The organism is Vibrio sp. MMH1-50 (assembly GCF_022347645.1).
Taxonomy (GTDB): domain Bacteria; phylum Pseudomonadota; class Gammaproteobacteria; order Enterobacterales; family Vibrionaceae; genus Vibrio; species Vibrio harveyi.
This window is the reverse complement of sequence record NZ_JAKRGG010000042.1, coordinates 17,003-31,281: the sequence shown is the minus strand read 5'-3', so window position 1 is coordinate 31,281 and position 14,279 is coordinate 17,003. Positions and strand designations below refer to the sequence as shown.

Below are 14,279 nucleotides of genomic sequence, written 5' to 3'. Positions count from 1 at the left end.
CGTGTATTTAAAAACGGCACCCGATTGGATGCCGTTTGATTTTCTATTTATTCTTCTTCGTTTGAGTCGCTTTTCGCGTCTTCGCGCACATCGAACTCAACATGCCATTTTTGACCGTTATCAGCGGCAATGGCTTCTAAGTAAAGCGTACCAAGCTCTGTCACGCGAGAGGCTAGGGTTACCGGAACCACTTCACCTTCACGACGACCTTCAGATACTGGCAGCGTTACTTGGATTTCTGGAAGCTCTTCAAGCTCTTCTGGTGCCCAGTAGTCTAGGTGGGTACCCGCTAGGTCATCACGACGAACCGTTGAGCCGAAGAATTGGAAGTTAACTGGCTGACCGATGATCAAACCAAACTCTTGGCTTGGTACGTCAACGCTTGAACCTTCTTCCATACCAAATGGCGCAACACAAAGTGCTTCCATTGGAGGCGCCATACCCGGAATCGCTGGCATTGCACTTTCGATACCCACGTAGTACGCCGAAGCAATACCACCACGGATGCGAACGCCTTGACCACGACGTACAGAGCCGTAGTAAGCCGCACCGCTAGCAACCGCAAGGTCGAGATCCACACCTGTTAGGCGTTTTGCCATTTCTGCATCTGCTTCAATTAGCCATTCGTTGATCGTGTCTTCTAGACGAGTTGCTAGAAGTTTCGATTTCAGAACACCACCGTTGAATAGGATTGCGGTTGGCTTGATGAAGTCAGCCGATTGCGCGGCATCCGTACCTGGCATACCAGGCATGTTAGCGAATGGATTGAAATCTTGAGCTGCTGCTTCTGCGCCATTTCCTGAAGCAGAAAGGGCATTAGCTTGCTTAGACAAGAATGCAGCAATGTGACGAGTGATGCCTGCATCTTGTGCGTAAGGCAGACCCATTTGCGTTAGTGCACCACGGTTACGTTGAACAGGGTGGTCAGTAATCGCAACTTGAGGGAAGAAGCCGTCAACCAGTGTTTGTTGTACTTCTTCTTGAGTCAGTTCTGTTTTCAGCGTTGCGCCAAGCAGTTTAGAACCACGGCTTGGTACTACGATTGGCACTGACTGAAGTTCGCTGTCGTTCAATAGCGCTTCTTTCGCGTCACGACATGCGTGCGTCATTGCCTGAACTTGCCATGGTTGTAGCTCTTTGCCTTCTTGCGCTAGCTTCATCTTCAAGCGGTACGCAAGTGCAAGGTCCATGTTGTCACCGCCAAGTAGGATGTGTTCACCTACCGCGATACGGTTCAGAGTTAGGTTGCCGTCGTCTTCAGTTACTTCAACCAAAGAAAGGTCAGTCGTACCACCACCGATATCTACTACAAGTACGATGTCGCCAACTTCAACTTCGTCGCGCCATTTGTCGTCGCTGTTATCAATCCAGTTGTAAAGCGCAGCTTGTGGCTCTTCTAGAAGCGTTAGGTGCACGAAACCAACGTTGCGTGCTGCTTCGGCTGTTAGATCACGAGCAGCAGGATCGAAAGAAGCAGGAACCGTAATAGTCACGTCTTGATCGGCAAGGTTGTGATTTGGATTGGTGTGATTCCAAGCGTCTTTTAGGTGCTCTAGGTAAAGCTCTGTCGCGCGAAGAGGGGATACTTTTTCTACTTCTTCTGGGCTACCCGCTGGTAGGAATGCATCACGACGGTTCACACCAGCGTGGCAAAGCCAAGATTTCGCACTTGCAACAAGACGAATTGGTGTTTTTGAACCTAGGTTACGTGCAATAGCACCGACCAGAGCTTTTGGCTCGCTAGACCACGGAAGAACGCGTGATTGCGGGTTCATTTCGTGCTCGTGCGGCTGGTAAAGGAAAGAGCCTAATTGGCTGCGAGTCTCTACCGTGCCCGGCGCAGTAAGTTGCGGGATAGGCATTACTTCAACGCGAGCGTCTTCGTCGTGTGTATCAACAAAAGACATGACACAGTGTGTTGTACCTAAGTCGATACCAACACTGAATTTTGGCGTCTGTTGAGTTTCAACAGACGCTTCTTGAGAATGGTTTTCTTGGTTCATGTGTTCCATTACAGCTCAACCTCAGCTGGAGCGATCACAGATGCATCGTAGTTCTCAGCCAGTTTAGGCAACGTCATTGATGTTGCTTTCCAACCTTTGTGAACTAGCGTGCCGTTGAATGGCGCGCTGCCTGTTACGTTGCCAGTTAGGCGGATTTCTTGTGGGTTGAAGCCTTCTTCAACCGTAATGCGAGTTTCTTCGTCTTCGTTACGAACGTGCGCTAGCGTCACGTAGTCGTTCAGCACTTTCTGACCGCCAGTATGGATTACGCGAGCGGCTGCGCCGACTTCTTCATCAGAGAATGATGTTAGGTCTTCTTTTAGGAAGTCAATCAGACGAGCTTCTTGTTGCATGATAGAAAGCAGCTGCATTGCAGAGTCCGTTGACGCTGTCGCAAGTTTTGATTCAACTTCTACAACACGCTCTACGACTTTCTCAACTTCCACTACTTTTTCTACTTCAACGATCTTCTCAACTGGTTTCTCAACCTCGACGATTTTCTCGACTGGTTTTTCTACCACTTTCTCAATCACTTTAGATTTACGAGATACTGCGATCAGAAGAAGCAAAACGCTCGAAGCCGCTAGACCTGCGTGAAGCATATCGAACGTTTGAGGAATTAGGTTCAAATCAATGTTCATGACATTTTTCTCTTTCTATTGATTTATTGGCGCTTAGTATTGGCTCACACATGTTTACTAAAGAGATCGGCTTTGCGACCTGCACCAAGTTTAGACATTAAAATGATGGTGGATGGTAGCATATTCAAGGCTTAAGACTGTAATAATTCGTGAATATACCGCATGATTAGCATGAAAAATCAACGATTAGATGGGGACGCAAACGTTGTTGCTTGATGTTTACCCACATGTGGCGCAGTATTTCCATCATTATCGAAGCATGACACGCAAAAAACGTGGAACAGTAAATGACATATAGCACGGCTCAACAGAGCATTTTCAAACGGTACTCTGCTTCTATTGTAGCTTTTATTGCAGTCGTTATTGTCACTGCGGGCATGGTTGGTGTCGCTTATAAAATACAACAGCGTTACACCATGACCATTTTCGATACCCTGGCAGATCGCCAAGCGGAATCTCTTAAACTGGCAGTAGAAAACGATCTTGAGTTCATCGGCGCTGGTGCAAACTTTTTCCATTCCGTTGATAAGTCATACTGGACACAATTTCCTTACTACGCAAAACAAGTCGTCGAAAGTTCACAGAGCTTGGTTGGCTTGCAATGGATGCAACGTGTTGAACCAAGTGAGCTCGACGTCTATTTGGCGAAAACTCGTCAAATTTTCCCTGATTTTGACATCTTTACAGTACCGAAAGATGGTGAGAAGACGTTTGGTTACATCTTGAAAGACCAAGCTCCTGCATACATAGCGACTGATATTTATCCAAGAACTGAAACTAACTTGTCTTTGCTTGGCTTTTATTCTTCACGTTTGCGTTTCGAACTGATCCTAGATGACATTATTACCCACGATCGAGCCAATATTTCAGACAAAGTCCGATTACTTCAAGACGGATACGACAAGTCATTAGAGAAAAGTGGTCTGTTGGTTTACCACCCGGTATTTAGCTATGACAAACACGAGCTACTTGGTGTCGTTGTTGGGGTAGTGCGCAGTACTGTCTATTTTGATCAATTGATTACCAAAACCGCGACGGAATTGGATATGTCTGTAAAAGTTGAAGACAAGGGCTTTGATGCTTACGACGACCCTCTATTGTTCAAAAGCTCAAACTGGGATGAGCTGCACGGCAAAGTTATTAGTCGCACGATTCAACTGCCAAATCGCGAATGGCGTGTTGAGTTTAAGCTGTCTGAATCCGTTTCGGCGTGGGAGCGTTCTGTCCTTTATGGGACCGGTATTGCGGGTTTAGTCATTGCTATCTTGATCAGCTATATCGTCAATCTTCAATCACGTGAAAAAGAACGTCTTGCGGTGATGCTTGATAACAAAACGGTTGAGCTAAAACGCATGGCGGAGTTGGATCCATTGACCCAATTACTTAACCGACGCGTATTTAACGATAACTTACTGCACTACATTAATAGTGGCGTTGAGTTTTCTTTAGTGGGTTTCGATATTGACCGCTTTAAAGTGATTAACGATAAGTACGGACATTTAGCCGGAGATGAAGCGTTATTGCACGTAACCAAGCTTGTGAATGCTAACTTGCTCGATGGTGATCGTTTCTACCGAGCAGGTGGCGATGAGTTCTGCATTTTATCTAGAGTGACGGACAAGGAAGAACTAGCCGCCTATCTGGAGAAGTTACGCGGTATTGTCGCAAGCTCGCCATTTGAATATGAAAGTACACCAATCATTTGTTCTTTGAGCATTGGCGCTGCGGTACATAACGACGAAGATCCTGAGAGCTTATTCCATAAAATGGACGTGCAACTTTACCAAAGTAAGAAAAATGGTCGAAACTCTGTATCGATCGGCGATTAATTCAGCGAGCAAATTCGAGTTTTGAGATTCGTTACGGTAGAATCTCACGCTTTCAAATTTACGTTAGGAATCAAGACAAACTATGAACCATAACCGTATCGTCTGCTTCGATTTAGAAATGTGCTGCTGGAATGAAAACGGCGTGGGTCGTACAGGCGAGATCATTGAAGTTGGTTTGGCGGAAATAGATTTGTCGAAAGGTGAAATCGTTAAGCGCGCGCAATACTACGTGAAACCTGAGCATGATGAAGTGTCCCTGTTTTGTGCAGAGTTAACTGGCATCACACCACGTAAGATTGAAAAGCAAGGTCGACCATTAGAAGAAGTGCTTAAGTCGATGCTAAAGAACTTTGGTGGTCGTAATAAGATCTATGCTTCATGGGGGCGCGATGACCTTATCTTGCTCGAAGAATGCCAACAAAAGGGCATTGACGCGCCATTTACCGAGTTCATCAACTTAGCGACGTTGTACCGAATCCAAAACCGTCTTAAAGATAAGCGCATTGGTCATAAAGCGGCGCAAGAAGCAAAAGGCATTGAGTGGGAAGGTCGCCAGCACTCGGGCTATGTTGACGCTTACAACTTGGCGAAACTAGCACTGACCATGCTATAAGTTTCTGTTTTCATAAATCTTTCATTGGATTTCAGTCTGCTCGTCATAAGCCAGTACTAAGTTAGTTTTAAATAACAACAATGTTGGCTAGTCTCTTGCGGAGATGACGATGTTTGACTCGACCTAATCCAGACTAGAGACACAAAAAACGCGCTCATGTAGCGCGTTTTTTATTGGTTCTTACTGTTTATGGAGACTGGGCTTCACTGAGATTGCAATTTCGCTCGAATAAAATCGCTGTGGTCTACATAGAGCAGCTCCGCTGTTTTGCGAATTACGGCATCTTCCAATGGGTCAATTTCACCGTCAGCGTACGCCACTTCCCACATACTCTTGATCAGTTCATAGCGGGTTTCTTGTGAAAGCTCACGCAGTTGGGACGTAAAGTCATAAAGGGAAGTCGACTCACTCGATCTGTTTTGAGCCTGATTTAGTAGGGTGTCGGTCTCTTCTTCTGTTAGGGAAAGCAATTTCATGATCAAAGAGCGTTTGGTTGCTTGCTCTCTTTCATCGATTTGATGGTCCGCACCAGCTACTTCACAAAGCAAACATGCTATCGCCATATTGGGTGACAGTGTGTTGGATTGGCTAAGGTCCGAGCCTTCTATAAGTTGTTTAAATAATGAAGTAAGCGAATTAAACATGTTGAGCACCAAGCTGTTATCTATTTATTTAAGATGGTAATGGTTTGAGCAAATCTCAAGGTCTTGATTGAATTTGATCAAGATCTCATACGATTGAGATGACATTTTTGCTCAATACAGTATTTGACCGCCAAAAAGCGGATTTATTCCTCAACCTTTGTAGGCGGGAAATGTATTGAATCACCTTCACCAGTTAAAATACTGATATTGCATGGCTTTCCGTCGTTATCCAATCTCAGCTCGCCAATTGCACTTTGGTTCACTAATCGGTAAAAATTGTGGTTACTTGGCGCACGCTTAAAAATCTTCAAACGCTTACGTTTTGTGAAGAAGTTTAGCGGTGAACGGGGGCTATAAAGCAAACGATCCATGGCATCACACGCTGTCAGCAGTTGCGCTGGGAACTGGTTCTTGATCCCACTACATGTGATTTGATAGATATTTGGACTATTGCGACGGAAACGCAACTTGATGTCATAAGCGAAAGAGTAGTGCACATCACCAGACAGAATGACAAAGTTAGTCGGGGTTTTGGTGTGAGTGAAAATACTGATCAAGGTATTCGCACTGCCTGGATGCGCCATCCAGTTTTCTGCGTCAATCAGCAACGGCTGACCAAAACTGGTCATGATGCGTTGCAATGTTTCAATAAACTTCACACCAAACATGGGTGCGGCAGAGACGATGATCACTTTGTCTTGATGCATCAGCTCTTGTTGGAACTCAATCAAGGCTTCCCAATCCATCAAACCCGATGGTTTATTCATGCGTGATTCTGAACGCCAGCGGCGAGTACGTGTATCCAAAACAACTACTTTTGGTGACGTGTGGATGGTGTAATGCCAATCTTCGAATCGATATAGGTATTGGATGAAGTCATCTTGGTACTCTGAAGTCAGTTCTTCAAAGTAACGACGAGCGTGCTCTATAAAAGGGGCGTTAAATTTTTCTGGCGCGTTACCCCAACCTTGGCACAACCAATAAGCGATCAGACTGTTGCCGATGATTCGGCGCGAGAAGAGATTTTCAGTCGCTGCTTTTTCCCAGCCAACCGTTAGGTTCCAATCGTCGGTGACGTCATGGTCATCAAAGATCATGTAGGTCGGTACGTGAGCTAGCAAACGCTGAACTTTATCTAACCCTGCGACAAATGCATCGATGTGAACCTTCTCATCGCGCCAACGTTGTTGCCATTTCGGCTCTAAAGCTTTTCCGCCGGTCGTGAATTTTCTATCCAATAAACGTTCACGATTGACTAATGTCCAAGGTACTGGAGACCAAACGAGTAGGTACATCGCAAAAAGCTCGGCAAAGCTGATGAGGTGGTTTTCACATTCGCGCGAGCTAAAAATGGGTGTGCCACGATGTGGGAAGAGCTTGGTGAGTATGCTTCCATCGTCAACATAGTGGGGAAGAATGTTATCCCTGCCATAAAAACAATCTGGGCTTTGATAAAGCTCTTGCGTGTTTTTAATTGGCGCTTGGTCGAACTCTTCTTCAGGCAAGCCTAATAATTTGACCAATTGTTCAATAGCATCAAGCATCGGACCTGCGACATGATCGGCATAGATTTGGTCGCCGCTCATGATGAGCATATCAGGGCGGTCTTCTATCGGTTGGCTAGCAACTTTTGCGTCAGCTTGGACCAAAGTGTCTTTACTAAAATGATGTGGGTTACGACATGAGCCATGCAGGACATAATCGGCTTTTTCACTGATTAGGAACTCGACACCTTGCGCTGAATCTGTGTCTTCACCGTAGACCAAGTGGGGCATCAATTCGGTCAATAAACCGGATTGAGTATGGAGTTGATAACGCAATGCTTTATGGGTAGGAAATTCGCCTTGTAACGTCAGCATGCAAACCCAAGCACGTTTGCCTACTTGCAATAGATGTTCTGCTGATACGGACTTGGAATAGTATTGTTCACCAGTGTTCGCATCGCTGATTTCAACCAAGCCTTCGAGAGGTTGCGTGGTCACCAACCAAATATTCACTTCCGTCGCGGTAACTTTTCTTAAAATTGGACCGGCAACAACCAGAGGAAGGGATGAAAATGCGTTGGTATTGAGCGATGTTGGCAAAGTGGTACCTTACTATTCTGGATCAGTGTTCTGAGTCTTCTTCGAGTATTTCGATAACTTGTGAGCTGCTAAGTTCATGTCCCATCAGAAATAAACCTAACATTGCGTCGGCTTTTGAAGCATTGTCGCTGTCTTCATCGAGAATTTGTTGTAGGCGAGTTCGAATCAAGTCAATTTCGTGCTCAACGAAGCCGCGACCTTCTTCTTCACCCTGACCATCTTCCGGTGCATTATCGAAGTGTAAAAACAGCATATCACCATCGAGAGTGGTGTTTTCCAAGCGTTCTGGTAGCCATTCTTCACCCATCACGATATCGGGGTCGCTACCTTCCGGCAAGTTGTTGATAATGGAGATGAGTTCAGATGCTTTCACGATTAACTGCGGCTTTGATCATTGGTTTTCTATTGTATCGGTGAATCTGGCAAAAATCTAAATCTCATTGACGAGAGAAGAGAGAAATTTGACCGTTTCCCGTTTGATTGTGTGCAGAGTAATCAACTTAGCCAAAAATGCAGTGTGTAGGAGGTTAACTTATTGCCAGTGTTAACTGGTAGGGCTTGCTCTTTGGTGTATAAAGCAAAATTTTCACAGATAGGCGGGTAAAGTCAGATATACTCTTTCTCATTCGAGACCTTCTCAAATAACAGTGACATAGAGGAACTATGAAACACGTATTAACAGTATCGCTGGCATGTTCTGGTTTATTGCTTAGTGGTGCTGCTTTAGCGGAGTCAAAAAACGCAGAGCAAGAGTGGGGGATTGCAGCGATGTACCGTACTGCTTCAATTCCATTTTATACTGCCAATGACGACTCAACAGTGAGCACGTTTGTGCCGATGATGTTCTTTGAAAACGAGCATCTCTACATTGACGGTATTGAAGGTGGGGTGTTCTTGTATGATGAGAGTGACTCCGATTGGCGTGCAAGTGCGATTATGCGCCTGCGCTTTGTAGATATCCCGAAGTCCATTCAAAATGCCTTCGAAGGGGATCGCGTCGATTTTGGTGGTCAGATTCGTTACAACTTTGACGAAAACTGGCGTGCTGAATTTGAAGTGATGGCGGATGACGAATTCCAGTTTCATTCTAACTACCGAATCGCTGCTAACTATGAGTTTGGCGATTGGGAATTAGAGCCCTCTTTTACAATTCGTTATAAAGACGCCGACTTCAACAGCTCGTACTACTCATTCAAAGATGCGACGGGAGAGAAAATTGGTGCGGGTATTGATGCTAACTTAGGTATCAAAGCACGTTACCACGTGATTTCTAACTTGTATCTCTTGGGGGAAACTAGCGTTACTCGCCTAGACAGTGAAGCATACCATAGCCAAATCGTAGAAGACCGTTACCAAGGTGAAGTCTTTGTTGGCTTTGGTTTCTTCAACGATAAAGGCAAAGAACGTAAGTCTGATTTACGAAATCGCCCATATCTAAGAGTCGCACACGGTTGGGCTACGCCTTCTAATATGGGTGACATCTTCAAACTTAATGCCGAGAAAGATGAGTACAATAACCAAATGACCTCTTTCTTCTACGGGCACCCATTGACGGATGAGTTGTTTGGCTTACCTTTGGATATTTACCTAACGCCGGGTCTTGTTCATCACTGGTCTTCTGATGTGCAATCCTCCAGTACCGAATATGTTGTGGCGATTAAGGCTTACTACACGTTCAATTGGCCGACGAAGTGGCGATTTGGTGTGGCAGAAGGTATGTCTTACATCGATAATATTACTTACATAGAAGCAACAGAAATGGAAGAGAAGGGTTATACGCCAAGTAACTTACTTAACTATTTAGATTTTTCAGTTGATGTGAACGTTGGCGACCTGTTCAACCAAAAAGATTGGGAAAACATGTGGGTGGGTTACTCATTGCATCATCGCAGTGCGATTTTCGAGAACGCTTCCCAGTTTGGTCGCATTAAAGGCGGGAGTAACTACAATACGATCTACTTCCAGTACGATTTTTAATCTCAGCTCAAAATAAATACCAAAAGCCTCATATTGACATGAGGCTTTTTTAATTTTATTAATTGGTAATTATTCTTATTCCCATTCTTCTATATTTGTATTTTTTATTTATTTAATTCAAAAATCATTTCTATATTTAATCGAATTGACATCCTTCTGACCTATTAATATTCCATTAATAAAAAAGCTCGAAATGAAATATAAGATTACGTTTAATCGTTTTTATAAATTGATGGGGGTCAAACTTATTAACCATTAAATCTACAAGGATATCGATAGTGGTAGCTCGTCATGCCTTAGTTGCTCAAGGCTTATGCGTTCTGGCTTAATTAATGGTTTTGTAGAAATGTTATTTTGATTTGCTTTGTGTATTAATCAAAATGAAATTAGATATTTTCAATGAATGCCTATTTTGAAAATACAATCTCTATGTCATTTATTTCTAATGAGTGTTCTTTCTCCACTTATAGCCATTAATTAAGCGCCACTACCAAATTCAAAAACGTAATTTAGGAAAAAACCATGAGTCAAAATGGTAAGTTTAATATTACTCGGCGTGATGCTTTAAAGGGTGGTTCTGCACTTGGCGCTTTAGCGCTAGCAGGAAACGCACTTTCTCTCCCGTTTGCAACTAAAGCAGTTGCCAAAGAAACGCCAGCGAAACCAAATGAAAAAATTGTCTGGTCGGCATGTACCGTTAACTGTGGTTCGCGTTGTCCGCTTCGTATGCACGTGGTCGACGGTGAAATCAAATGGGTAGAAACCGATAACACGGGTGATGATGTGTATAACCACAACCATCAAGTTCGTGCTTGTTTGCGTGGTCGCTCTATGCGTCGCCGTGTTTACTCGCCAGACCGTTTGAAATACCCACTTCTTCGCGTTGGTAAACGTGGTGAAGGTAAGTTCAAACGTATCACTTGGGACGAAGCCTTTGACCTCATTGGTGACAATCTAAAACGTATCATTAAAGACTACGGTAATGACGCGGTTTACCTAAACTACGGTACGGGTACCTTGGGTGGTACGGTAACTAAGAGTTGGGATCCAAGCGCGACATTGGTTGCACGTATGATGAACCTCTGTGGTGGCTACCTGAACCACTATGGTGACTACTCAGCAGCGAACATTGAATGTATGTCTGAGTATTTCTACGGCACTTGGGTAGACAACAACTCGATTGACGACGTACAAAACGCAGATCTTTGTCTGATGTTTGGTAACAACCCTGCAGAAACTCGTATGTCGGGCGGTGGTCAGGTTCATAACTACGTGGACGCAAAAAACATCAGTCACACACGTACGATCTGTATCGACCCTCGTTACACCGATACTGCCGCGGGTCGTGAAGACCAATGGGTACCAATCAAGCATGGCACTGACGCTGCACTGATCGCGGCTATCGCACATGTATTGATCAGCGAAGATAAAGTCGACCAAGACTTCCTTGACCGTTACTGTGTGGGTTACGACCGCAAAACATTGCCAGCGTCAGCGCCAGAAAACGGCAGCTACAAAGATTACATCATGGGCACAGGTCCAGATGGTATCGAGAAAACACCAGAGTGGGCACAGCCAATCACAGGTATTCCTGCTGATGTGATTTTGAAACTTGCGCGTGAAATCGGCGATGCAAAACGCATTTACATCACCCAAGGCTGGGGTCTACAACGCTCAGCAAATGGTGAGCAAGCGTGTAAAGCGATCATGATGCTGTCTCTGCTTCGTGGTCAGGTTGGTCTACAAGGTGGTGGTACTGGTGCTCGTGAGGGTAACCATTCTTACCCATTCCAACGCTTCCCGAAAGTGCCAAACCCGATCAGCGCTTCTATCCCAATGTTCCTTTGGACAGACGCGATTTTCCGTGGTACTGAGATGACCGATCTTACTGACGGCATTAAAGGCGTTCAACAGCTACAAAATAACATCAAGTTCATCTGGAACTATGCAGGTAACTGTCTGATTAACCAACACTCAGACATCAACCGCACACACGACATTCTTCAAGATGAAAAAGCGTGTGAAATGATTGTCGTGATCGACAACCACATGACGTCTTCTGCGAAGTATGCCGATATCGTACTGCCAGACTGTACAACCTCAGAGCAATCGGATTTCTGTATGGATGGTGCGGCTGCATCAATGCCTTACTTCATCTTTGCAAGCCAAGCGATTCAACCTCGTTTCGAATGTAAGCCAATCTACGACATCATGTCTGGTGTGGCGAAGCGCATGGGCGTGTTTGATGAATTTACTGAAGGTCGCACTCAAGAAGAGTGGCTACAGTGGATGTACGCTCAGACCGTTAAACAAAACAACGATCCAAACCTGCCGTCTTACGATGAGATGAGAAAGCAGGGCATCTACAAGAAGCAATTCGACCGTCCATATGTGGCGTTTGAAGATTTCCGCCGTGACCCAGAAGCGAATCCGTTGCCTTCACCGTCAGGTAAGATTGAGATCTACTCAGAGACCCTCGCGAAGATCAACGAAGAATGGGAACTGGACGAAGATGAGTCCATCAAGCCATTGCCTGAATACGTTTCGACGTTCAACGGCTGGGATTCGCCAGATCGTAAAGAGTTCCCGCTTCAGTTGACGGGTTTCCACTACAAAGCACGTGCGCACTCTACGTACGGCAACGTCGACATCCTAAAAGCAGCAGCACCACAAGAGCTTTGGATCAACCCAGTCGATGCGGCTTCTCGTAACATTGATAACGGCGATTTGGTCAGCGTGCGCAGCAAGTTCGGTGAAATGAACGTTCGTGTAAAAGTGACCCCACGCATCATGCCGCATGTGGTTGGCTTAGGTGAGGGCGCATGGTACGCACCAAACGCAAAAGGTGTTGACCAAGCGGGTTCAATCAACGTGCTGACAACACAACGTCCAAGCCCGTTGGCAAAATCGAACCCGAGCCATACCAACCTCGTTGAAGTGACGCTAATTAAGAAAATGGGGGCTAAATAATGAGCACAGCGAAGCAGTATGGCTTTTACATTGATTCAAGCAAATGTACTGGCTGCAAAACATGTCAGCTCTCTTGTAAAGACAACAAAGATCTGGGTATCGACCGTAACTTCCGTCGTGTTTATGAATACGTAGGCGGCAACTGGACAGAAGAAAACGGCGCGTTCCGTCAAAACGTGTTCGCGTACTACCTATCGATCTCTTGTAACCACTGTACTAACCCAGCGTGTACCAAGGTTTGTCCATCAGGTGCCATGCACAAGCGTGAAGAAGACGGCTTTGTTGTTGTCGATGAAAGCGTGTGTATCGGCTGTAAATCTTGTCACATGGCGTGTCCATACGGCGCACCTCAATACAGCGAAGAAAAAGGTCACATGACTAAGTGTGATGGCTGTTACGAACGTGTCGCTGAAGGCTTAATGCCAGTGTGTGTTGATAGCTGTCCATTGCGTGCGATTGAGTTTGGTCCAATTGATGAGCTACGCGCGAAATACGGTTCAAACGCGGATGTGGCACCACTGCCAGATTCTCGCATTACGAGCCCGAACCTGATCGTGAAGCTAAATCCAAATGGTCGTCCAACCAATGACCGCACTGGTTTCCTACAGAATCCAAGAGAGGTGAAATAATGTTATACGAAGCACCATTAGTTGCCTTTACGGTTCTTGCTCAAACAGCGGTTGGCGCGCACCTAACGGTTAACGCATTCGAGAAATTCGGTAAGCCACCACGCGTGACAGAACCTCGTATGAACATCGCTCGTTTCGCTATCTTGGTTGTAATGGGCTTGGGTTTCTTGTTCTCAACAACTCACTTGGGTAGCCCTCTTCGTGCCTTCAACGCATTAAACCGTGTTGGTAGTGCGGCGCTATCTAACGAGATCTTAACGGGTGCAAGCTTTCTGTCTCTAGCGGGTTTGTACTGGTTGCTGACGATTCTAAAAATCGGCAGCGAAGGCGTTCGTAAAATCGTGAACTGGTTGTCTATCGCGGTTGGCGTGATTTTCATGTTCGCGATGGCGAATGTTTACCAAATCGAAACGGTACCAGCATGGTACTCACCAATGACAACGGTTGCGTTTTGGTTCACGGTCGTGACTTCAGGTCTGATGTTTGGTTACACGCTGATTAACGTATTGGACGTGACGGCTGAGAAAACCAATCGTCGCCTAATGTGGGCTGGTGTAAGCCTGATTGCGCTAAACCTAGCGTTCTCAGTGATGCAGACGATTTACTTCGCAGGCATCTCAACGGCGATTCACAGTGGCTTAGATCAAATCACTATGCTATCTGGCTATGTTGCCGGTCACGTGCTGTTGCTTGTGGTTGCTGCTGCTCTTTGGGTATTCGCTGAGTTGTTTACCGCAGAAGGTCGTCAGAAGAACTTGCTAGTTATCGTGGCATTCGTTGCCTTGTTCGTCGCAGAGATTCTGGGTCGCAATGTGTTCTACGGTATGCACTTTACATCTGGTCTGTACTGATAGCCGTTATTTGTGCTGATAACAATTAGCAGAGTGGG

General features: G+C 45.4%; 11 protein-coding genes. 6 read left to right on the top strand and 5 right to left on the bottom strand.

The genetic code is table 11. The features are described from left to right. Positions 1-47: 47 nt before the first annotated feature. Together MHO32_RS22170 and MHO32_RS22165 are read right to left on the bottom strand one after the other, a co-directional pair. Positions 48-2,012, bottom strand: coding sequence for an Hsp70 family protein (locus tag MHO32_RS22170; RefSeq protein WP_239214020.1), 1,965 nt, complete (start codon positions 2,010-2,012; stop codon positions 48-50). Next, the gene (locus tag MHO32_RS22165) at positions 2,012-2,644 is read right to left on the bottom strand and encodes a DUF2760 domain-containing protein (protein ID WP_005434042.1); all 633 of its coding nucleotides are present in this window, start codon (positions 2,642-2,644) and stop codon (positions 2,012-2,014) included. The genes MHO32_RS22170 and MHO32_RS22165 overlap by 1 nt, the downstream gene beginning before the upstream one ends. Before the next feature lie 287 nt (positions 2,645-2,931). Here MHO32_RS22165 and MHO32_RS22160 point away from each other — a divergent pair, with 287 nt between their 5' ends. Then, the gene (locus tag MHO32_RS22160; RefSeq protein WP_009698075.1) at positions 2,932-4,473 is read left to right on the top strand and encodes a sensor domain-containing diguanylate cyclase; all 1,542 of its coding nucleotides are present in this window, start codon (positions 2,932-2,934) and stop codon (positions 4,471-4,473) included. 82 nt (positions 4,474-4,555) lie between these two features. Next, positions 4,556-5,086, top strand: coding sequence for a 3'-5' exonuclease (locus MHO32_RS22155; protein ID WP_005451835.1), 531 nt, complete (start codon positions 4,556-4,558; stop codon positions 5,084-5,086). Between the two features lie 203 nt (positions 5,087-5,289). Here the strand turns inward: MHO32_RS22155 and MHO32_RS22150 are convergent, their stop codons facing one another. The 3 genes from MHO32_RS22150 to MHO32_RS22140 all read right to left on the bottom strand — a co-directional run bounded on the left by MHO32_RS22150 (position 5,290) and on the right by MHO32_RS22140 (position 8,187). Further along, complete coding sequence (locus tag MHO32_RS22150) at positions 5,290-5,730, bottom strand: tellurite resistance TerB family protein (RefSeq protein ID WP_005451837.1); 441 nt, start codon at positions 5,728-5,730, stop codon at positions 5,290-5,292. Positions 5,731-5,873: 143 nt separating this feature from the next. Continuing rightward, a complete protein-coding gene (locus tag MHO32_RS22145; protein ID WP_239214010.1) occupies positions 5,874-7,814 on the bottom strand; it encodes an alkaline phosphatase D family protein in 1,941 nt (646 codons plus the stop codon). A 22-nt stretch (positions 7,815-7,836) separates the two neighbouring features. Further along, entirely contained in the window at positions 7,837-8,187 is a 351-nt protein-coding gene (locus MHO32_RS22140; RefSeq protein ID WP_005451841.1) for a hypothetical protein, read from the bottom strand. 290 nt (positions 8,188-8,477) lie between these two features. On the opposite strand from MHO32_RS22140, the gene MHO32_RS22135 reads away from it, so the two are divergent. The 4 genes from MHO32_RS22135 (at position 8,478) to MHO32_RS22120 (ending at position 14,241) form a co-directional block, all read left to right on the top strand. After that, positions 8,478-9,791, top strand: coding sequence for a MipA/OmpV family protein (locus MHO32_RS22135; RefSeq protein WP_005451842.1), 1,314 nt, complete (start codon positions 8,478-8,480; stop codon positions 9,789-9,791). A 522-nt stretch (positions 9,792-10,313) separates the two neighbouring features. Continuing rightward, positions 10,314-12,761 carry a DmsA/YnfE/YnfF family dimethyl sulfoxide reductase gene (locus MHO32_RS22130; RefSeq protein ID WP_239214007.1) on the top strand — a complete coding sequence of 816 codons (2,448 nt, stop codon included), beginning with the start codon at positions 10,314-10,316 and terminating at the stop codon, positions 12,759-12,761. Continuing rightward, positions 12,761-13,390 (top strand): DMSO/selenate family reductase complex B subunit, encoded by a 630-nt coding sequence (locus MHO32_RS22125; protein WP_005433785.1) that lies wholly within the window; start codon positions 12,761-12,763, stop codon positions 13,388-13,390. Before MHO32_RS22130 ends, MHO32_RS22125 begins: the two co-directional genes overlap by 1 nt. Beyond that, positions 13,390-14,241: a dimethyl sulfoxide reductase anchor subunit family protein gene (locus tag MHO32_RS22120; RefSeq protein WP_009703242.1), complete on the top strand. Its 852-nt coding sequence runs from the start codon at positions 13,390-13,392 to the stop codon at positions 14,239-14,241. The genes MHO32_RS22125 and MHO32_RS22120 overlap by 1 nt, the downstream gene beginning before the upstream one ends. Positions 14,242-14,279 lie beyond the last annotated feature (38 nt).